This is a genomic window from Cognatundibacterium crateris, from assembly GCF_010078235.1.
Taxonomy (GTDB): domain Bacteria; phylum Pseudomonadota; class Gammaproteobacteria; order Burkholderiales; family Burkholderiaceae_D; genus Undibacterium; species Undibacterium crateris.
Genome location: NZ_JAABOS010000003.1, coordinates 477,751 through 499,669, shown reverse-complemented (window position 1 = coordinate 499,669; position 21,919 = coordinate 477,751). Strand labels below are relative to the sequence as shown.

Annotated in this window: 15 protein-coding genes, 1 tRNA gene and 1 pseudogene; 8 read left to right on the top strand and 9 right to left on the bottom strand. The window is 51.1% G+C overall.

What is annotated here, in order from left to right; all coding sequences use genetic code 11:
• The first annotated feature begins 318 nt into the window (after positions 1 to 318).
• Positions 319 to 597 carry a hypothetical protein gene (locus tag EYB48_RS08205; protein WP_162019835.1) on the top strand — a complete coding sequence of 93 codons (279 nt, stop codon included), beginning with the start codon at positions 319 to 321 and terminating at the stop codon, positions 595 to 597.
• 130 nt (positions 598 to 727) lie between these two features.
• Here EYB48_RS08205 and EYB48_RS08200 read toward each other — a convergent pair whose 3' ends face one another.
• Positions 728 to 1,633 (bottom strand): c-type cytochrome, encoded by a 906-nt coding sequence (locus tag EYB48_RS08200; RefSeq protein WP_162019834.1) that lies wholly within the window; start codon positions 1,631 to 1,633, stop codon positions 728 to 730.
• Positions 1,634 to 1,774: 141 nt separating this feature from the next.
• Between EYB48_RS08200 and EYB48_RS08195 the strand changes: the two genes are divergently transcribed.
• A complete protein-coding gene (locus EYB48_RS08195) occupies positions 1,775 to 2,728 on the top strand; it encodes a cation diffusion facilitator family transporter (RefSeq protein WP_162019833.1) in 954 nt (317 codons plus the stop codon).
• Between the two features lie 178 nt (positions 2,729 to 2,906).
• On the opposite strand, the gene EYB48_RS08190 is transcribed toward EYB48_RS08195, so the two are convergent.
• Together EYB48_RS08190 and yjjG are read right to left on the bottom strand one after the other, a co-directional pair.
• Entirely contained in the window at positions 2,907 to 6,143 is a 3,237-nt protein-coding gene (locus EYB48_RS08190; RefSeq protein WP_162019832.1) for an AAA family ATPase, read from the bottom strand.
• Between the two features lie 251 nt (positions 6,144 to 6,394).
• Positions 6,395 to 7,084, bottom strand: coding sequence for a pyrimidine 5'-nucleotidase (gene yjjG / locus EYB48_RS08185; RefSeq protein WP_162019831.1), 690 nt, complete (start codon positions 7,082 to 7,084; stop codon positions 6,395 to 6,397).
• A 331-nt stretch (positions 7,085 to 7,415) separates the two neighbouring features.
• On the opposite strand from yjjG, the gene EYB48_RS08180 reads away from it, so the two are divergent.
• From EYB48_RS08180 to EYB48_RS08165, 4 genes are read left to right on the top strand one after another with little or no spacing between them, the layout of a single operon-like run.
• Positions 7,416 to 7,928 (top strand): paraquat-inducible protein A, encoded by a 513-nt coding sequence (locus EYB48_RS08180; protein ID WP_162019830.1) that lies wholly within the window; start codon positions 7,416 to 7,418, stop codon positions 7,926 to 7,928.
• Positions 7,929 to 7,947: 19 nt separating this feature from the next.
• Positions 7,948 to 8,565, top strand: a complete 618-nt coding sequence (locus EYB48_RS08175) for a paraquat-inducible protein A (protein WP_408058272.1) — start codon at positions 7,948 to 7,950, stop codon at positions 8,563 to 8,565.
• Entirely contained in the window at positions 8,558 to 10,228 is a 1,671-nt protein-coding gene (locus tag EYB48_RS08170) for a PqiB family protein (protein ID WP_162019828.1), read from the top strand. Before EYB48_RS08175 ends, EYB48_RS08170 begins: the two co-directional genes overlap by 8 nt.
• Positions 10,215 to 10,823, top strand: a complete 609-nt coding sequence (locus EYB48_RS08165; protein WP_162019827.1) for a PqiC family protein — start codon at positions 10,215 to 10,217, stop codon at positions 10,821 to 10,823. The genes EYB48_RS08170 and EYB48_RS08165 overlap by 14 nt, the downstream gene beginning before the upstream one ends.
• Before the next feature lie 25 nt (positions 10,824 to 10,848).
• Here the strand turns inward: EYB48_RS08165 and fumC are convergent, their stop codons facing one another.
• The 6 genes from fumC to EYB48_RS08135 form a co-directional block, all read right to left on the bottom strand.
• Entirely contained in the window at positions 10,849 to 12,246 is a 1,398-nt protein-coding gene (fumC, locus tag EYB48_RS08160) for a class II fumarate hydratase (RefSeq protein WP_162019826.1), read from the bottom strand.
• Between the two features lie 285 nt (positions 12,247 to 12,531).
• Entirely contained in the window at positions 12,532 to 13,326 is a 795-nt protein-coding gene (locus tag EYB48_RS08155; RefSeq protein WP_162019825.1) for a nucleotidyltransferase domain-containing protein, read from the bottom strand.
• Between the two features lie 58 nt (positions 13,327 to 13,384).
• Entirely contained in the window at positions 13,385 to 14,404 is a 1,020-nt protein-coding gene (rtcA, locus tag EYB48_RS08150) for an RNA 3'-terminal phosphate cyclase (protein WP_162019824.1), read from the bottom strand.
• A 25-nt stretch (positions 14,405 to 14,429) separates the two neighbouring features.
• Positions 14,430 to 15,659: an RtcB family protein gene (locus EYB48_RS08145; RefSeq protein ID WP_162019823.1), complete on the bottom strand. Its 1,230-nt coding sequence runs from the start codon at positions 15,657 to 15,659 to the stop codon at positions 14,430 to 14,432.
• A 64-nt stretch (positions 15,660 to 15,723) separates the two neighbouring features.
• Entirely contained in the window at positions 15,724 to 16,854 is a 1,131-nt protein-coding gene (locus tag EYB48_RS08140; RefSeq protein WP_162019822.1) for a slipin family protein, read from the bottom strand.
• Between the two features lie 274 nt (positions 16,855 to 17,128).
• Positions 17,129 to 17,197: transfer RNA gene (locus EYB48_RS08135), tRNA-Ile, on the bottom strand.
• Between the two features lie 336 nt (positions 17,198 to 17,533).
• On the opposite strand from EYB48_RS08135, the pseudogene rtcR reads away from it, so the two are divergent.
• Both rtcR and EYB48_RS08125 read left to right on the top strand, forming a co-directional pair.
• Positions 17,534 to 19,131 (top strand): annotated as a pseudogene (gene rtcR / locus EYB48_RS08130) (RNA repair transcriptional activator RtcR).
• A gap of 327 nt (positions 19,132 to 19,458) precedes the next feature.
• A complete protein-coding gene (locus tag EYB48_RS08125) occupies positions 19,459 to 21,729 on the top strand; it encodes a hypothetical protein (RefSeq protein ID WP_162019821.1) in 2,271 nt (756 codons plus the stop codon).
• Positions 21,730 to 21,919 lie beyond the last annotated feature (190 nt).

The following is a 21,919-nucleotide window of genomic DNA, read 5'->3' as shown; positions in this document are numbered from 1 at the left end:
GTTTGCTTCAGCAAGCATGTTAGGGCTGCAAGTATAACCATGCCGCATGGCAATTGCATGACGACTATTTTTACGCATGAGGGCGGGGCTAAGATGCGTTCGTCAAGCCAGATAAGTCCAGGAATTTAAATGACTACCGTGATAGTGAATACTACCAAACCAAATCTGGGCAGCCAGAAATTAACTTCTTTCCATTGTATTCAGGACGTTTTTCTTCTATACCTAGGTGTAGAAATTTATTTCCAAGTGGAAATTTCAATCTCACCTGTGCGAAGTTACACAACACAGCGCAACATTGAGCGTCAGTAAGGAAAGATCATGAATATCGGAAGCGTGAATAATCAGTCATCGCAAGCAGACACCTATAGCAACAATGTGCAAAGACTCAAACAGCGCGACAGTGAGCTGAACAAAGTCAAACAGGATGATAAGAAGGTAAAGACGGAAACCCAGACGCAGCAGGTGGCACAAGCCGCACAGGCGACGCAGTCTGCCGATGCGTTGCAACAGGCGCGTGCAGCTCAGGAAAACAAACCCAAGCCCAGCGTCAATGGCAGCGGCCAGGTGGTTGGACGTCTGATCAATACCAGCGCCTGAGTACCAGCCAGGCAAGACGGCACAGTCAGCAATTCAGGGCTGTGCTTTTTTATTTTTTCACTTTTCAGGCCTGACGCAAAATTGTCCCGGCAAGGAGCCATCAGGCCGCCGGGGCACTTTGGCGTCAGTCCTATTCTTTTTGTTGCGCCATTTGCCTGAAATACAGCAGCAAGTCATCCAACTCCTGCGCAGACAAGGATTGCAGATTGAAGCCAGGCATCGCCGAAGCGGGCCAGCTGCGCACGCTGGCCGGATTGCGTATCAGCTGACGCAACATCCCTTCCTGAAAATACTCAACCGGACTATGCGGCAGATTCAGATCCGGCCCCAGCCTGGCATCACCGCCGCCATTCAGGCTGTGGCAGGCAGCACAATTTTTAGTGTAGACCTGCATGCCACGTAAAGCCTGCGTCTGCTGTGTGCCGCTGGCACGTGGCAATAGCTGCGGATAACGCTGCTCCAGGGTTTGCGTCAGGCTGATTTTAGCAATCTGATACGGCCACTGTTCGCTGGACACCTGATGCTCAGTATCTTGCCAGACCAGGTAAACCGGACCGGCACTGGGCTTACCAGCCGCCAGCGCAGGCCAGGGAGTTGCTGCATCCTCTATCGCTAACCAGGGACGCGCAGAGGTATTAAACACATTGGCAGACAAGGTCACGACAAAGCCATCGAGCGCGGTAAATTGCAAATTCAGCTTGGACAAATCCGGATAAAAAGTCTGCAACGGCAAAGCACGATAGCTGCGACGACCTCCATAGGCCACATCGGAGTCCAGCGCTATCGTCTTCACCTCAGGCAAAGCCAGTAACTGCGCCCGGCTCAATTGCAGGGTCTGAGTCGCTGTCTGTACCTGCAACACAGTCTGCTCATTCACAATGCTGTCGCGGATGACGGTTGCCGATTGCCCCTTGCCGGCATGACTCCAGCTACAGGCACTCAGAACTGCGCTGCATGACAGGCTCAATAGCAGGCCAAGGTTCAGGCCGGATCTGAGCCATGCGCGGCCAGATTGCCTGGTTTGCGTTATGATCATGTGAGTTCCTTTCAAACTGAAATGCGTTGCTGAGCAGCGTAAGGGCGGCGGCTAAAAACTGCGGCTCTTCGCCATTGTCCCATGTCACCTCGCTGTGTGCACAGTTTTGCACTGACCCGCCAACCCTCAAGCTGGAAAAAGATGGATAACCAAGAATTTCACGATGATCACGAAGACGGGCAGGATGGCCCCTTAGGCGCAGCACAGCGTGCAGCTGCTGGCAACCGCAGCACCTGGACCAGCGTCGTGGTCAACATAGTGCTGACCAGCGTACAGTTCGCGGCCGGTTTCTTCAGCCATTCCCAGGCCTTGATTGCGGATGCCATTCATTCGCTGTCCGATCTGATATCGGATTTTGTGGTGCTGCTGGCCAGCCATCACAGCAAAAAAGCGGCGGATACCGATCATCCTTATGGCCATCAACGCTTTGAAAATGCGGCCTCACTGGTACTGGGACTGATACTGCTGGCGGTTGGCTGTGGCATGCTGTGGTCAGCTTTTCGCAAGCTGGAAACGCCGGAATCGGTGCAACAGGTACACAGCATAGCGCTGTGGGTGGCCGGGCTGGCACTGATTTCTAAAGAACTGCTGTTCCGCTATATGCTGGCAGTCGCGCAGAAGGTCAAATCCAGCATGCTGGTGGCCAACGCCTGGCATGCACGCTCAGATGCGGCCTCTTCGCTGGTGGTCGGGCTGGGCATCATAGGCAATATGGCAGGCTACCCGATACTTGATCCGATTGCGGCATTGATCGTGGGCTTTATGGTGGCGCGCATGGGTTGGGAATTTGGCTGGGAAGCCTTGCATGATCTGATGGACCGCGCCGCCGATGAAGAAGAAGTCGCAGCGATACGCCTGACCTTGCTCGACACTCCAGGCGTGATCAATGCCCATGATGTACATACCCGTAAAATGGGTGACATGATCGTGGTCGATGCGCATATCGAAGTCGATGCCAATATCACCGTTGAAGCGGGTCACGATATCGCGGTGCTGGCACGTCAGCGCGTGATGCAAAGACACAGGGTGCTGAATCTGATGACACATATCGATCCTTGGAAGCGTCCTGATCGCGATCATCAGCCGCCTGCGTGATAAGCGATAGCCAATAAGCAGATTCGGGCAGTAATTTGCATCATGCACAGAATCCGGCAAAGAATCAGACATAGAATCAGACATAGAATCAGACATAGAATCAGACATAGAATCAGACATAGAATCAGACATAGAATCAGACCCAAAAAAAGGGAGCCCGCAGGCTCCCTTTTTTGCATCATACGACGGACCGGGTCTCGCTCTTTGTCACCACGTCCTCTAATTGCCGGGTCAGATCCGGCAATTCTATGCGGATGGGATTAGTGACGGGATCGATATCACCACGTAGCAGACAACGGGTGGTGGCCTGATTCGAAGCGATTTCGATCAGACTGCGTAAATCACGTCCGGACTTGCCCTCAGTACGCGCTGCCAGTTCCAGACTCGCAATATCTACATCAAAGGCCAGCGGTTTATCACGCAGCAATTGCCGCACTATTGTCTGGCGTGCCGCCAGGTCAGGCAAAGGCAATTCAATTTTCTGGGCAAAACGCGATAACACCGCCGGGTCGATCAGTTCCGGATGATTGGACGCAGCCAGTACGAACACTTGACCCTGCTTGCTTTGTGCGCCATCCATTTCCTGTAACAGCTGACCGATAATTTCTTCAGAAAAGGATTTGCTGTGCTCACCCCGTTTGGCCGCCAGAATTTCCATTTCATCGATGAACAAGATGCAGGGTGACTGACTGCGCGCCTTGTCAAACATCGCTTTCACAGCAGTTCCCGAGTGACCTATCCATTGTTTCTGTATCTCAGCCGTGGAAGGAGCAAAGAAGGATAAACCAGACTGACTTGCGAGTACCCTGGCCAGCTGCGTCTTACCTGTGCCCGGCGGCCCCCACAATAAGGCGCTGCGCGGTGCGTTAATGCCACTGGCCTTGAGCTGCTCCGCATTGCGTATCATGCGACCCAGTGCTTCAAACTGCTGCCGCAATTCATCCGGCAGCACAATATCATCCCAGCTTAAAGTTTCAACCTTAGTCGATTGCTTACTGTCTTCTAATTGCTGCAGCAAATCATCCATCTGCAGACAAACAGGATTGCGTTCGGGGTGAATATCCTCACCACTCAGCAGGGCGCGCTCAGTGGCCTTGCGTGCCGCGACTTCGACCAGGGTACGCAAGTCGCGTCCGGATTTCCCTTCCGTCATTTTGCCCAGTGTCGCTGCTGCTTCAGGCAAATCAAAGCCCAGCGGTTTTTTACGCAATAAGCTCTGTAAAATCGCTTCACGACCGCCACGGTCAGGTAAAGGCAGTTCCAGTTTTTGCTCCAGACGCGATAACACAGCACTATCAATCTGATCTGGTAAATTCGAGGCGGCCAGTACAAACACCAGACCCTGATGACTTTTCGCGCCATCCATTTCCTGTAACAGCTGGCCAACCACTTCTTCGGTCGCCGAGTTGCTGTTCTGCGCACCGCGTGCCGGTGCCAGAATTTCGATTTCATCGATGAACAAGATGCAGGGTGACTGATTACGCGCACGTTCAAACAGACTGCGTACCGCGTTACCGGAGCTGCCTACCGTGCCTTGCTTAAGCTCAGCCGTGGTACAGGTCAGAAAGGCCAATCCGGCCTCATTCGCCAACACCCGCGCCAGCTGGGTCTTACCAGTGCCTGGTGGGCCCCACAGCAAAGCGCCACGCGGGGTATCAATGCCACTCTTTTTCAGCTCTTCGCTATTGCGCAGCATCTTACCGAGATGAATAAACGACTTTTTCACCAGCTCAGGCAAAACGATGTCGTCCCAGCCCAGATCACTGACCTCGCTGGAATTTTTACCGCGCTGACGTCTGACTTCTTTAAGAATTTCAGCTGCTTCCGGATCATTGCGTCCCGCCAGCTCAGCCGCGATGGCGATCACCAGCTGATGCAGGTCGCGTCCGCTCATGCCGCTGGTTTCGCGTACGATGGATTTCATTTCTGCAGGGGCGATCAGCTTAGCCTTGAGTAATTCTGCTTTCAGGATTTTTTCGCGGTTACGCGCATCCGGCAAACCAACTTCCACCACACTGGTGAAACGCGACAATATTGCATCATCAATACCATCGCGCAGATTGGTGGCACCCACCACCATCACCTGCCCACCCTGGGCGATGCCGCCCCACTGACTCAAAAATTCCTTGACCAGCTCGTCATCAAAATTCACACCACCTGAATTGGCTCCGCCACGACGCTTGAAGATGCCTTCACACTCATCGACAAACAAAATACAAGGACTCTGTTTGCGCGCAGCTTCAAACACGGCTTTGACTTTGGGTGAGGTATGCCCCTGATAACTGCCTTTCAGATCCGATTCACTGACACTCATGAAATGCACGCCCGCTGTCTTAGCGAGCAATTCTGCAATGGTCGTCTTACCGGTACCGGGTGGCCCGTACAGCAAAATACCTTTGGGTGAAACTTCCGAGCGGCTTGCAAATAAATCGACCAGCTTGATCAGCTTATCCGCCAGCGCATCCGGAACCGCAACTTCGCGCCAGAGACTGACCAGTTGTTCGCATTTCTGCAATTGCTGATGTGCGGATTGCAGCACCTGATAAGCGTCGCGGATGGACTGACTGGCCGCAACCACCTGTTGCAAACTCGTATGATGCTGGCCGAGCAGCCCTATCCAATGTGACTGACAACGTTCTGCCATAAAGAAGTGATGATCACCTTCCAGCAGCAGTTTTTTTTGCTCTGGCAAATACGCCAGCCAGGCACGCTTAGGCTGGGCTGACTGCCCCTGCTCAGTGAATTGCAGCAGCGTGGCACCCAGATAACGTCTGGCGACCTGTCCAAGTCGGAAGCTGGTGCAACCCAGCTCGGACGGGTTTGCACCCGGATAAATCACAGCTGAGTAAGGATACTTAGGATCACCGGATTCTGCGCTGGCAAAGGCCAGCACGTGAATACTGGCTTTAGCCAATTGTTCATCCAACTGCTGATATGGCTTTTTCAGCTCTTGCAGCGCACTGCCGCGTCTGGCTGCGCGCACCATCACGATATAAGGCAGCCAGACAAACAGCAATCCCGTGAAACTGACCAGACCAGAAAATAAGTAAGGCAGGCCAAAGGTGAAACTGACCCGCATCATGCCGAAAAAACCAAAGAAATACATACTACCCAGCAGATACAGCCAGCCAGCCCAGTTCGCAAGCGGGAAGCGGTGTTGCAAGCCCTTAAGCAGTAAGGCTGGCTTCCACGGCGTTTTCTTCAGCTGTTCAGCCAACAGTTCCTGGCGTACAGTCTCTACCACCTTAGGCAGTTGCTCTTGCGCCTGCTGCTGTATCGCCTGCACCCCGGCCTGATGGCTTTGCAAAGCCTGATTGCAAGCCTGGTAGTGTTGATCGGCGTCGGCATAGGCAGCGCGCGCGGCCTGTAAGCGCTGCGCAACCGGCAAAGGAACTTCTATCTCTGTATCTGACATCGCTATGCACCCTTTATGAAGCTCAAGCCTGAATGGAAAATGCCATTCATTCGACGGAGATCCCGGGCGCCTGTTGGCGAGGTGAAATGCACGGAATCCGGCCTGATGCCCTAAAGACGCAAAGCGCGTCACCAAAGCGCCATCCTGAAAAAATATTTTTTAAGCGCGGTTTGATACAGAAGCAGATACGCCCGCTATGCCAGTCGCAAAGCGTGTAAAGCAGGGGACAATCGCCGTACTTGCGGTCACAGTTACGCAGTCAACAGCGTTTTGAGCATATGGTGATTAGTCACTTCAAAGGTAGGCGCAATACCGGGTGTGCCAGCTTTTTGGGCAGGATTCAGCCAGCAGGTATCCAACCCGGCTTGTATGCCGCCAAGAATATCGGATTCCAGCGTGTCGCCGACCATCAGTACCGCCGAACGTGCGGGATGCCCCATCTGCTCCAATGCATGATCAAAAATCAGCGAGCCAGGCTTAGCCACGCCGACTTCTTCCGATACCACCAGCACTTCAAAGTACGGCTGTAAGCCGGTACGTTCCAGACGTATGCGCTGCAATTGCGTGAAGCCGTTGGTGATAATGCCCATCTTCGTATTGCCATGCAGGGTTTGCAGTAATTCAGGGACACCATCGATGGGAGTGCTGATCTCCGCCATCGCGTGCAGGAAAGACTGGTTCAATGTGGCAGGCGTGACAGACAAGCGCTCTGCCCAGCTGGTGAAACGCAATTGCTGCACATCGCTGGCACTGATTTGATGTTCCTGATAACGCTGCCATAAGCCCTTATTCACGACTTGATAAGCTGCGTAATCCGCTTCGGCAAATGCGACACCGAATTGCGCAAACATCGTCTGCAAGCCACGGTAAGCATCAAAGTGAAACAAGGTCTCATCGGCATCGAATAACACCCACTCATATTTTTTGGCGCTGCTTTGCATAATCATATTGCTGTAAAAAAGAGTCAGTGTAGCGCAGAACCTGAAAGCGCGATTGGTATGCCTGGCGGTCATAGCGCGGGAAAATGTGGCCTCGATCAGCTCCAAAAATACATTCGGAAAACACCATTTAACACTTAGTCTTAAAGAATTCATCATTTACGGGTATAGTGTTTTTTCGCCATGTCTGGCGCTACACTTTTTTCAGGGATTCTGTTTATCCATGCCCACATCAACCAAACTGCTTGTATGTCACGAATGTGATCTGATTTCTGCAGTCGTTGTACTTGCACCCGGTGAATCTGCCTACTGCCCGCGCTGTGAGGCGAAACTGATGAAACATTCAGGTGCCACACCCGAGCAGACGCTGGCATTGACACTGACTGCGGCCCTCCTGTTTGGCATCATGAATCTGTTTCCTTTAATCGCCATGAACTTGCAGCAGACCAGCAGGGAAGCAACCTTGCTCGGAGCCGCTTTAGCCATGTGGGATAAGGAGATGCACATCTTGTCCTTACTGGTGATGCTGACCACCCTGTTGATCCCGGCATTACAGATTGCGCTGGAAATCTATGTGACGGTGCTTGCCATGCGCGGCCGTATATCAGCACACAAACTGGCGGCACCGATACTGATTTTGCAGAAAATCCGGCCCTGGAGCATGATAGAAGTGTTCATGCTGGGCTTGCTCGTTTCTCTGGTCAAACTCCAGGATTTAGCAGAGATCATTATCGGACCTGCGTTTTGGTCTTGCGCTGGTCTGATCGTCTGCAGCGCCATCATGAGCAGCATGCTGACACCGCGTAATTTATGGCTATGGGCACAGCGCGGGAGCCAGCATGGCTGACAGCAAACAGCAATCCCCTATCAAGGGTAGCAGCGGTGCGCAGGCGGGTTATCTGAGCTGTCCGGTGTGCGAAGCCTTTTGCCAGGTGCAGGCTGGAGCACATTGCGAACGTTGCGGCGCCCATTTACATTTGCGAGATCCACATTCACTGAGTAAAGCAGCCGCTTATCTGATCGCTGCCTACATCCTGTACATACCAGCTAACCTGCTGCCCGTCATGCATACCGAAACCATCTTCGGCGCCGAGGATGACACCATACTAAGCGGCGTGGTGGTACTGCTGTCGACTGGATCATGGCCGCTGGCCCTGCTGGTTTTTTTCGCCAGCATTATGGTACCGCTGCTGAAATTATTTTCGCTAACGCTGTTACTGATCAGCAGCTGGCGTCGTTCACGCTGGCTGCCTTTGCCACGCACCCGGCTATTCCGTGTGGTGGAAGCAGTAGGCCGCTGGTCCATGCTGGATATCTATGTGGTGATGGTGCTGGTGGCACTGGTACAGTTCCAAAGCCTGGCTTCAGTGTATCCGGGTGGTGGTGCTTTCGCTTTTGCTGCTGTGGTGGTACTGACTATGCTGTCAGCACAGCATTTTGATTCACGTTTAATCTGGGATACGATTGAGACCCATCATGAATGAACCTACACCTGTCGATACGCAGGCAACAAACACTGTCACTGAGGCTCCTGCGCTGGTGGTGCGGCCACGGCGGAAATATCCTACTGTGGTGTGGATCATTCCACTGATCGCTGCACTGATAGGCATATGGCTGCTGATACACAATATCACCAGCCGCGGTCCAGTCATCACCATCAGTTTCAAATCGGCGGAAGGCCTGGAAGTTGGCAAAACCAAATTGCGCTTTAAGGATGTGGATATTGGACAAATCAAAGCACTGAGCCTGTCGCAAGACAGGAAAAGGGTCATCGTCACGGCACAACTGATTAAGAGCGCTGCCGATTTATTATCCAGCGACACCCGGTTTTTTGTGGTGCGCCCACGCATTTCAGGTGGTTCAGTATCAGGCCTGAGTACCCTGCTGTCAGGCGCTTACATCAGCGTTGATGCGGGTACCTCGCCTGATATGAAAGATGATTTCGATGGTTTGGAAAGTCCACCGCTGGTGACACGCGATTCAGTCGGCAAAGAGTTCGTGTTACGCGGTAAGCAAATAGGTTCAATTAACTACGGCTCGCCTATCCTGTTCCGCCACATTAATGCAGGTCACGTAACGAAGTTCAGTCTGGACCCGGATGGCAAAGGGGTCACACTCAGGGTGTTTATCAATGCGCCTTATGACCAGTATGTGAATGCGGATACACGCTTCTGGCATGCCAGCGGCATGGAGATGACGCTGGATGCGAATGGCGTCAAATTATCGACCGAATCGCTGACCTCGGTGATCGAAGGTGGCCTGGCATTTCAAAATCGGGATGATGCCATTCCAGATGAAAAACCCGCGTTTGAAGGCAGTGTGTACTCCCTGTTTGATAACCGCGAAGAAGCCCTGCGCGCGCCCGATACCCGGGTACGCAGCTTTGTGATGTATTTCCAGGAGTCTTTGCGTGGTCTTAGCAAAGGCGCGCCAGTAGACATGCGTGGCATCGTAATCGGGGAAGTAAAATCAATCGGTGTTGATTTCGGTAGTGATGGGAAGATCCCGCGCTTTCCGGTCGAGGTCAGCATTTATCCGGATCGCCTGCGCACGCGTTTGCGCTCAGGTGCCAATGCACCGGATGACGAAACAATAGCCAAAGAAAAGGCCTTGCTGAACAGCCTGACCGCCTCCGGTTTACGGGCCCAGCAGCGCACCGGTAATCTGCTGACCGGCCAATTGTATATCGCGCTGGATTTTTTCCCTGATGCGCCAGCTGCAAAAATAAACTGGAATAGCGAAGTCCCGGTGCTGCCGACGATAGGCGGTGGGCTGGGTGAAATTCAGGATACGGTAGGCCGCATTGCCAAGAAAGTCGACCGGCTGCCTCTCGATAAAATGTCTGCCGATTTACTGACAGCCATCGCGACTCTGAATAAGACACTGGAAAACACGGAGAAACTCACACGCCGTATCGACAGCGATGTGACACCAGAACTCACCGCGACGTTGAAAGATGCCCGTACTACGCTCAATCATGCCAATGCTGTGCTGGCCGAAGGTGCGCCTTTACAGCAAGATATGCGGGAATCATTAAAGCAAGTGGCTAAGTCAGCGCGTGCCTTAGCAAATCTGGCTGATATGCTGGAGCGCCATCCCGAAGCACTCATCTATGGTAAGGAAAAACCTAAAAATGAAAACAAGTAAGCGCTGGCTGTGTATCTGCCTGCTCAGCCTGCCAGTCATAGCGACGCTGAGCGGCTGCGCGAGCCCTGCCACAGAACGTTTTTACAGTCTGGACTATGAGCGACAAACCAGCCTGGCCGGTCAGGCCACGGCACCGGCTTATGAAATCCTGCTGGAAAGTGTCAAAATTCCGGATGCGATCAACCGGCCACAATTCGTGATTCAACATGAAGGTGGTGAGCTCAGCATGCTCGAACATCAGCGCTGGCTGGCGCCCTTGGAGGAACAGATAGCTCTTGCGCTGGCTGGAAATCTGCGTGCCAGCTTAGCTTCAGCCTGGGTCACCACTGAACCTGCCGAGCAAGCCAGTTTGCCGCGTTTGCGGCTAAGAATAGAGGTACAGCGTTTGCTGCTCAGCCCGGGAAAATCAGCTGAACTCGATATCAGCTGGGTCATACTGGATAAGGACAGAAAAGCGCTCAGGCGCCAGCATCAGCTGATTACTGTGCCGGTGGCATCGCCTCAATACGCCGCGTTGGCCGCCAGCGTATCCGATGCGATACGCCAGCTTAGCACTGCGATTGCGCTTGACATCAAGGCTCTGCAAGCCAGCTAATGAACAAGCAAGGCTGCGCAAGCATTCACTGATTGCTGGTCATTTCCAGCGCTTGTACCCATGCATCAAATTGCGCAGGGCTGACATACCCAAGCGCCAGTGCCGCCTCGCGCAGGCTGCTGCCTTCATGCTGCGCTTTTTTAGCGATGGCAGCGGCCTTGTCATAACCGATATGACGATTCAAAGCCGTCACTAACATCAGATTGCGTTCCAGATTACTTTGAATACGATCCAGATCGGGCGCTATCCCGCTGGCACAGAACTGATCAAATGCAGTGCAGGAATCTGCCAGTAAGGCGATACTTTCCATCACATTGTGCAGCATCACCGGCTTATACACATTGAGCTGAAAATTCCCTTGCGTACCCGCAAACGCGACAGCAGCATCATTACCAAACACCTGTACACAAACCATGGTCAATGCTTCGCACTGTGTAGGATTGACTTTACCCGGCATGATAGAAGAGCCAGGTTCCGTTTCCGGTATGCGCAACTCACCAATACCACAGCGCGGCCCGCTCGCCAGCCAGCGTACATCATTCGCCATTTTCATCAGGCCACCAGCCAGCGTTCTGAGTGCTGCCGATACCTGCACCATAGCGTCATGCGCAGACAAGGCAAAGAACTTATTGGATGCAGAGCGAAATGGCTGCCCCGTCAATTGCGCAATCCGGCTCGCAGCCAGATCACCAAATTGTGGATGCGCATTTAAGCCGGTGCCGACAGCCGTACCACCGATTGCCAGATCGTATAAGCCGGGCAAAGCAGCATGCACCGCTGCCAGACCAAAATCGATTTGTGCTACCCAGGCACCAATTTCCTGCCCTAAAGTGATCGGCGTCGCATCCTGTAAATGGGTGCGTCCGGTCTTCACCACATCATGGTAATCCTGCGCTTTTTGCGCCAGCGTATTTCGCAATTGCGTCACGGCGGGGAACAGATGCACAAACAATTCAGACACCACGGCGATATGCATGGCAGTCGGAAAAGTGTCGTTAGAAGATTGTCCACGATTGACATGATCATTCGGATGCACCGGCAGCTTACTGCCCATCACACCGCCCGCTAATTCGATGGCGCGATTGGAGATCACCTCATTCGCATTCATATTCGATTGTGTGCCCGAACCGGTCTGGAACACCACTAAAGGAAAGTGCCGGTCCAGCGTTCCGGCGATGACTTCATCAGCGGCTTGTATGATCCATGCACCCAGTTGTGGATCTAATTCACCCAGTTCCACATTCGCTTCCGCGGCTGCGCGCTTAAGTATGCCGAGTGCACGGATGACCGGACGCTGCCAGCGAAAACGCGCAACGCCAATAGGAAAATGATGGACAGAGCGCTCAGTCTGCGCGCCCCAGTAACAGTCGGCAGGGACAGCGATACTGCCCATGGAGTCGGTTTCAATTCTGCTTAATTGCATGATTTTTTCCCTGGTTTATCGCATCATGCCGAAGTGCGATGCGTCAAAACAAAAACCCAAACAAGCGTGTCGCCTGCCACTAATTTTTATACACTCAAATTATCTACTCAGCTTGCAGCCAGCACAAACGACAAGGAATCAAAGTACAGTCGCGCAAACAAAAAACTGCCTGACATAATCAAAAAAAAATGCCTGGCCTTCTGTGCCATCCAGGATCAAATCCACACGCAGCGAAAAAAGCAGAAGATAGACAGCAAGGTGTAATCACCACCTTAATTTACTCCATCAAGCCCAGGCCTGCTGCAAGCTGCGATGAAAAACGGCATTCAGTTTGCTCGTGATATGTTCACGTTGCGCTGTAGCGGGCACACTCGCTTCCAGCCGCTCTAACTCGCGTTCAACAAATGCGTTAATACTCAACACCGGTGACGACAGGCCTAATTCCGGCGCTGCACGCTTTTGTTCAAGCAGCGCATGAATGTCGGCGACTAAGCCTGGCTCATCCTCGATCAAATGCAGCAATTTGCTAAACTCTATCGGTGCGGCGCTGCCGTAACGTTCCAGCCAGCGCACGGTCAGCAAAGGGCGTAAAACGTAGAAATATTTTTTCAGCGGCACCAGATCCGCCTTTAGGTACGTCCGGTAATTTGTTTTCGCCATGCTTCTGTAATGGTATATCCCATTCTGGCACGAATAGATTTCCGGCAGCAGCTGACGCACGTCTTGCGCAAAGCACGTATTTTCTGCGTAGATGACAGGCGACTGTATCCATTCAACGAATGCGGGATTTGATTTCCGAAACAGCCGTAAGGCTTTGCGTACATCCCAGCCGTTCAGATCGATCTCATCAACGATAGGATATTCAATCACATCGCGTTGTTCTTCCAGACCCACTGACAAATACCAGTCGCGCGCATTGACGTAGATAAAGCGTGCATCGAAGTCGCTGTTGGGCGACTCGAAGCCCCAGGCGCGGCTCCCCGATTCAACGGCAAGCAATACGCGTACACCGTGTTCATCCTCTGCCCGACGGATACGGCGCACTATCTCTTCGCGCACTGTCTCAGGTATCCTGTTCATATCCATTCTTCTTTCTCATTAATTTGACCGCCTGTGGCTGATGCCAGGCTGGCGATGCTTACGGCAATATGCAGCTTACCGTAAAACAGTGGGCATCTCTTTGCTCAATACAGAATTTCACGGGCAAAAATTTTTCTATCAATGCGGCGTTAGTTGTAAAGTGTTCGCTGATGAGGTTAGTGGTGAATGTGCCGCCCACCAAGGCCAGCGGCAGCAATAACTGATCCGCCAAATGTTCACCAACGACGGCATCGCTCGCCAGATAACGCCTGATCTCATCGCAGGCGAGCTGTGCCACATATTCACTCGATCTGGTTTTTAGCCCATATGCGGTCACGACCTCGGTATGCGCACTACTCTGCACGCTCAGCATCAAAGCATTACCGATGCCATGTGAATTACGTAAGCCCTGATGCTGTAAACTTTCTTGCGGCCACTGCAAATGACGTTCAACTTCGCTGAGTTGTTTCGCAGTGACAGCAGGATCCAGATTGGCGGTCAGACACAGTGCCTGTTGTCCGACAAATTCTCCGCGCGTTTGCAAATCGAGTGCATTGCGCTGCCGCCACGGTCGGATTTGCGCCTGCAGTTTTCCTCCGCCACCCGGATAGAATCCATGCTTACCCAGACTGAGCCCGGTATCCACACCCATTTTCGCGAGTGCAGGGAAAAAGCTGTATTTCAAAAATTCAAAGGATGGCGCCATATCCACATGGGTGCCGCCCTCTATCCTCACCTGACTCTCCGCATCGGCAAACAACAGCGGCCACAACACCGTTTGCAATACCAGGGCACAGCTACCGGCGGTGCCAATCGCGTAAGCATACTCACCCGCGCGCACCGGCCCTGGTGCAAAGCTCAGGCTATCACTGCCGATTTCATCGCCGGTAACGATGGCAGCTGAAATTTCAGTAGCCGCACGCACACAGCTCAAATGCTGGCGCATTAAACCCGGCTTACTGCGTTTCGCCCGGATTTTAGTTAGCCGAACCGGCGTTTGGGTCAGGATAGACAAGGAGAGCGCGGTGCGTAATATCTGCCCGCCCCCTTCTCCTTGTGAAGCATCTATGTCTAACACAGACGCCGCTTTATTCTTAGAATTTTCAGCCTTTAACACACACCACCTGCTTTAAGGTATACACAATTTCAACCAGATCTTTTTGCGCATGCATGACCGCATCGATGTCCTTGTAGGCCATCGGGATTTCATCAATCACGTCCGCATCCTTACGACATTCCACGCCCTGCGTCGCAAGTATCTGATCCTCAAGAGAAAACAGCTTTTTAGCCTTGGTCCGGCTCATGGTGCGTCCCGCACCATGACTGCAAGAGCTGAAGCTGTCTTCATTTCCCAAACCACGCACGATAAAACTTCTGGCGCCCATCGATCCCGGAATAATGCCCAACTCACCCTTTTTCGCGGATACCGCACCTTTACGGGTGATATACACCTCCTCGCCAAAATGCTGCTCTTTCTGCACATAATTATGATGACAATTTACGGCTTCCAGATGAGTTTGAAATGGCTTGGAAATGATTTTACGCATCGCATCTATCACATGCTGCATCATGATTTCGCGATTGGTCTTGGCGAATTTCTGGCCCCATCCTACGGCTTTCACATAATCTCCAAAGTATTTGCTACCTTCTTCGAAATACGCCAGATCCTGATCCGGGATATTGCACAAATGCTGATGCATATCTTTTTTCGCTAACTCGATGAACAGCGTACCAATCGCATTCCCGACACCACGCGAACCCGAGTGCAGCATGATCCAGACCGTATCCTGTTCATCGAGACAAATTTCTATGAAATGATTGCCGGTTCCCAGCGTACCCAAATGCTTATGCTGATTGGTCTTTATTAACTGCGGGTAGTCAGCGGTGATTTCATTAAACACGCCTTGCAATGACTTCCAGGCCTCATCCACCAATGCAGGCGGACGGTCACCCCAGGCCCCCTTATCCCGACCACTACGGGTAGAGGTGCGACCGTGTGGCACAGCCTGTTCTATCGCAGCACGCAAAGGTGCCAGATTGTCGGGCAAATCTTTGGCGCTCAATGTGGTTTTGCAAGCGATCATGCCGCAACCGATATCAACCCCGACGGCAGCAGGAATAATCGCTTTATGAGTAGGTATCACGCTGCCTATGGTCGAGCCTTTTCCGAGGTGCACATCGGGCATCACAGCCAGATGCTTATAGATGAAAGGCATACGCGCAGTGTTGATCAATTGCGCTCTCGCATCGGCCTCGACCGGTACCCCTTCGGTCCACATTTTGATCGGCGCAGCATTGTCTATTTCCAGTAACTGGTAATTTTTATTCGTCATTTTCTTTTTCTTTCTGTTCTTATTTTTTGGAAGGCGGGGCATCGTCCCCTCCTTTAGGCATCGCTCAGGCTTTGATCTTGATGAGTCCGTTTAAGACCTGATCCAAGCCACCAAAGACGGAGATCTTATCGATACGTTCTGCGACTTTTTCCAAAGTCTCCAATTCTTTCAAGCGCAGCGCAATCGGATTACTTTCCATCACACGTGCGGTATTCAACATAGAGCGGGTCGCATTAGTTTCTTCGCGCCGGCGTATCACATTGGCCTGAGCGGCTTTTTCAGCTTCGACTACCTGTGCCAGCAATACCTTCATCTCACCTGGCAACACGATATCTTTCACACCGATGCCAGCGACACGCAAGCCAAAGCCAGCCAGCTTTTCCTGCACATGCTGATCAACCACGCGATCGATGACCTGCTTATCTTCCAACAACTCATCCAGGCTGCGGGTTCCAACTGCCGCGCGCAGCGCAAACTGCAATTCGCGATAGATATGCTCAGCAGGTTTTGCCAGGCGCGCGTAAGCCAGGCTGACATCATCGTACTGCCAGTGCGCATTCAGGTTAATACGCAAATTCACTTTATCGCGGGTCAAAATTTCCTGACCTGAGACTTCCAGCACCTGCAAGCGGGTATCGACCAGTTCCAGCTGTATATCGCGATTAAAACGCCAGTAAGCGGATTTACCAGGTGTGAGCTGCGCCACTAACTTACCATCGACACGCAACAAACCAACAAAGGATTCCGGTACTTGAGCCGGTAAGATATTCTGTAGGCCAGCCACCGCTTTTCCGCGCAGCGCAGGCTGTGCCAGGTAAGTTAACAATTTTTCCGGAACCTGATAATGCTCACGTATGCTCACACGCTCAAAGCTTTGCGCTGCACCCCATTTCCAGAATAATTTACGGCTACCCGGCGCTAAAATTTCAACCAGACTCGCGTTTTCGTAACGCAAAACCACTTCTTCATCACCGACATCGGCGACGTAAAAATTCTCATCTGTCACAGCAGCTTCGTGCAAGCGTAAATACTCGGCAAACGGGCCGTCGAATTCTACCTTGCCCATATCGAAAACCTGACAGGTATAAGTCGCAAACAAACTACGGCGCACATGTTCGCCCGGGCCCAGAATTTCCTCGAATTCCTTATCTTTCAACAAAATAGCGCGTTCATTTTTTTGTACTTTAATTTTCATGATTCTCTCTTTTTTCTCTTCTGTTATTGAACCAAGGGGGAAGGGTGGTTTGCAGAGGACGACAATGTGTCTCAGCACAATCGAGCAGGAAGGTATCGTGCCTGACTGTTGACGCTTGCTTTCAATGCGACACACAAACAAGACTGAAGCATCCCTGGTCAGATCGGTGATGACAAATTCCGGTCAACTACAATGAGGAAGCGTTATACCTGTTCAGCTTACGCGCCTCCCACCCTTTACTACTTGTGCTACATGCATACCCGGTTAAGGTAAGTGGAGTGGGAATCGAACCCACTAAGAACTGAGTATTAGTCAGTGGCTCTACCAAATGAGCAGTCCATTTGCAGCGACGCCGGGAATCGAACCCGGATAAATTCACCAGAACATCGCAAACTGTCTTCATTACATAGCTGCGGCATACTTCCTGCCGATACACCTGACGGAAAACCGTGGTGGAGGCGGAAGCACCGGAAGGGCTTTGGAACCCTTACCTGTTGCAATCCATGTCACTGAAGACCCTGACTGTATTGCGATAAGCGTGCCAGCTCTGCACAGTTTTCCTAAAAAATTTACAAACACTTGATTTATAAGGAATTTTTTTAAAAACAAAATACTTTGCAAAAAATAGATCACTATAGGAAAATCAATTCCATATATTTTCAGATACGTATTTATAAAAATGGATAATGTGATTTTCAGCTTTCTGGGCACAACACTGGATGCCGGTTTCAGCGCGCAGCGTTGGAGCCGCTGGCGTCCGACGATAGCGCTGTGCCAGCAAGAGGATATGTTGGTACACCGGCTGGTCCTGTTCCACATCGGCGCGCATGACGCTTTACTCAGGCTGATTACCGCAGATATCAAACGCATCTCACCGGAGACTGTGGTCGAACCGGTGCTGCTGCGCATGCGTGACCCCTGGGATTTCGTTGAGGTGTATTCAGCACTGCATGATTTTGCGCGTCGCTATCAGTTCAATACCGAACAGAATAACTATCTGGTGCACATCACCACCGGCACCCACGTTGCGCAGATTTGTCTGTTCCTGTTGACCGAAACACGCTACTTCCCTGCGAAGCTGCTGCAGACATCGCCACCACGCAATCCGCAGCGCGATGACAGCAACGCATTCGCCATCGTCGATCTGGACCTCTCGCAATACAACCAGTTAGCCAGCCGCTTTGAAGCCGAACGGGAAGAAGACCTGTCCTTTCTCAAATTCGGCATCGCAACCCAAAACGCCGCCTTCAATGCCACGATCGCCGAGATCGAACAAGTCGCGCTGCGCTCTTCCTCACCCATACTGCTGACCGGCCCGACAGGAACCGGCAAGTCTTTTCTGGCGCGACGCATTTACGAATTAAAACGCGCCAAACATCAGTTACAAGGCGATTTTATCGACGTCAACTGCGCCACCTTGCGCGGTGAAGGCGCCATGTCTGCCTTGTTCGGCCATACCAAGGGCGCATTTACCGGCGCCTTACAAGCGCGCGCCGGTTATCTGAAAGCAGCAGAAAACGGCTTACTGTTTTTAGATGAGATAGGTGAGCTGGGCTTAGATGAGCAAGCCATGCTGCTGAAAGCGATAGAAGAAAAACGCTTCTTCCCCATGGGCAGCGACAAAGAAATCTCCAGCCAGTTTCAGCTTATCGCCGGTACGCACAGAGACCTGAGCCAGGATGTCAGGGATGGGCGTTTTCGTGAGGATTTATTCGCGCGTATCAATACCTGGCTGTACACCCTGCCCGGCCTGAAGGACAGGCGCGAAGATATAGAACCCAATCTGGAATTTGAACTGGAACGCATCGCCGGCCAGCTAGGTAAAAAAGTGCGCTTCAATTCCGATGCAAAAAAATTTACCTGCAATACGCGATGGCGGGCAGCACGCAATGGGCCGGAAATTTCCGCGACCTGTCCGGCAGCTTACTACGCATGGCCACTCTGGCCGATTCCGGCCGCATCGATCAGCCACTGGTACAGGCCGAAGTACAGCGCCTGAGCTTGCGCAATCAAGGATCTGAGCAAAGCGCGCTGGCTACGCAGTCAACCCTCAGCCACCCGGACTGGATCGCGCTGCAAACCCAGATCGACCCCTTCGACCGCGTCCAATTGGCCTATGTAATCCAGATCTGCAAACAATCCGCCAGCCTGTCCGACGCCGGCCGCGCCTTATATGAGCACAGCCGCAAAGACAAAAAAACCCCGAACGACGCCGACCGCTTACGCAAATACCTGAGTAAATTTGAGTTGAGTTTTAGTCAGGTGCAGGGGTGGTGAAAGAGTGGGGACGGATGCTGGAAATTGGGCAGATCAAAATCGAACTATGGTACTGCTCATACATTTAATTATTTTGTTACAATTATTACTACTAGTGATATTCTTGGCAAAAGCGTGTAATTTTGTCAAAAATTATATTTTCCAACGTTCTCTTGAGGAGAATGTATGGAGTTTGGCCGTGAAATTGAAGCGTTCATCAAGAGCATTGTCAAGGCTCTTGATGAACAGAATGTTGCAGTCTTTGCAGGTGCTGGTATATCCAAGGCTGCTGGCTAATAGAATTCAAATATTAAGAAAAACAGGGAAGGTCTGCCAATGATTATGGACATGCAGGATGAGGACTTTAAAGCACGAGTTACGTTCGCATTTTTAATGGGGAACCAAAAGAGTACTGACAGCGTTGGTATTATTAAGGGCCTCTTGCCACTATTTGCCCCTATCTTTAAGTCCCAAGCCGGCAGGATTTTCGAACCCACAGTTGTAAGTAATTGCTTTTCAAGTCTTTACGGATCGAAAATTCACCCATACGCCATTTCCGAAGTCACACCAAAATTTGTTGAACTTGGTTATTTAGTAGAAATATCTAGGACTTACAACAACGTTTTATACAAAGTTGCTTCTGACATCAAAGATAGTCCATCAATCGAAGAGACTACGATTACGCAACTGTTTGAGGCCTTTAGATCATTCACTTGCAGTGAACTTCAAAGACATGGCGGTTTGACTCTCTCAAACGACGAGATTGACGCAGCATTTGTAGTGCGGCTGCAAAGCTTCCCGATGCCAGATCCCAAAGGGCTTAAATTGAAGTCTGATGGCGCGAGCAGCACGCTCTCACTGACACCGACAACAGGTGACACTTCTCTAAAGTCATTGGATGCGCGAAAAACTCAGTGGCTAAACACTATATTTTCCGCATATATTTTGAATCTAAAAAATGAATCGACTGAACTCTACGAACTGGTTCAACGTGTAGCAAATGGTGCAATAGTTGTAGAAGCAGTACTTAATTTTTGTAATCCCAAAGCTGCTCAGTCACTTGGAAATACTTGGTTTTTTCTTGACACCCCCCTTTTGATGGACTTGCTGGATTTAGACACACCTGAGCGCCATGTATATGCGAAAGATTTACTGGATCAGCTTATCAATGCAAAGGCCAGAATCGCAATTTTCACACATAGCCTAGAAGAAGCCGGGAACAATATTAAGGCTGCCTTGAGTGCATATGAAAATAGGTGCTCGTATGGTGCGATTGGAATTAGGATGATTAGCAACGCACATTTTGTGCGGCGTATTGCGGCAACTTTAGACAATATTTACGCCGAAGTTAAAAACCTCGGAATTCAAATTCAGCCTGCTCCATCTAGTACAGGGTCCCTCGCATTTATTTCTAAGGATTTAGAGGATCAACTATCAAATCAAATTGGCGAATACGCACATGACGAAGCGCGCCGAAGAGACGCTTCGTCCATCGCGAGCATTGTCAGGTTGAGACAAAATAATCGGACAATTAGGCGAGACTTGTCGTTGACAAGGTATATTTTCATTACAAGAAATTCTCGATTATCCAATCTTTCGGAAAATTTCTTGATAGGTCAAAACGTATACGATCAGTCAGAAATGCCGGCCGCCATTACCGATCAATCACTAGCTGCGATCTTGCTGTTGATGCTCGGTAGCATAACCACTTCGAGTTTGCCATATCATCGACTGTTGGCAAATTGCACGAGTATTCCACAGTCCGATCTTCAAGTTCGTAGTCGTGTGGCTCAGCTCATGTCAAACGATGATCCTGAATTATCACGATCCTTCGATATTTGGTCACGGACTCCTCGTGGGGCTGAAATATTAGTTAGAAAGAACCTGGGCGACCCACACTTGGTCACTGTTGAAAGTATCCCTAGCCTTATTGAGGAGATTCGAATAGCTGCGGGAGAGCATGCGGCAAATCTCGTTTCTGCAGAAAAGGACAAAGAAATACAAGAGCTAAAGCAAACAATGAGCGGTGTGGAGTCAGAACTTAAAAGAAATTTGTCAGAGGCTGAGAATGAGATGTTGATGTACAAAGCGAATTTAGCACAGTCTGAGTTTGACGCCCAAGCTAGAAAACTGCTTCATGATAGCGAAATTGCCGATAAAACTAATCAGATTGAAATCGCAGAAAAAGAAGCCAGGGCTGCAAAGGCAGCGGCTATCGAAATCGAAAAGCAACGCCAGTTGGACGAACACAATCTAGTCAATAATCTCGTCCAAAAAACTGCTGAAATTCAGCGACGTTGGGATATTCGGCTTGCCTTACTCTTCGGCGCACTGGCAGTCATTCTTTGCGGGCTGCCATACGTTTTTGATAAATTCTATCCAATCCAGGCGCCATACAGTCATTACCTCAATTTTTTTTGTTGGATCGCTGCAGGGCTGGCTGCGCTATGTTGCTATGGGCCGATGCCAAAAAGAATTTTTCAGCCATTTATTAACAAGAAGAAACGTCAGTTTCTTGCTACGCAATTGGATCTGATTAGCAAACGCGATTTACTTGATCAGTACCAAATTGATTTTGACTCACGGGTGACGGAGAAGAAATTGGCACAATGTTCTTGATTGATTTCCCATTAAAGTTGGGGAGCAGGTAATGGTTAACTGAAGTGATCTATCGTCACCAGACGCTCTTGTGTCAAATCCCCGCCATGTTATTGATGTTGCTTTCAGACTACGTCGGCAATTAATCGCCAAGGAGAGAACGGCGCATAAGGCAGTTAGCAAAGTCATCGTTCGCACGTGGCTTGCGAGC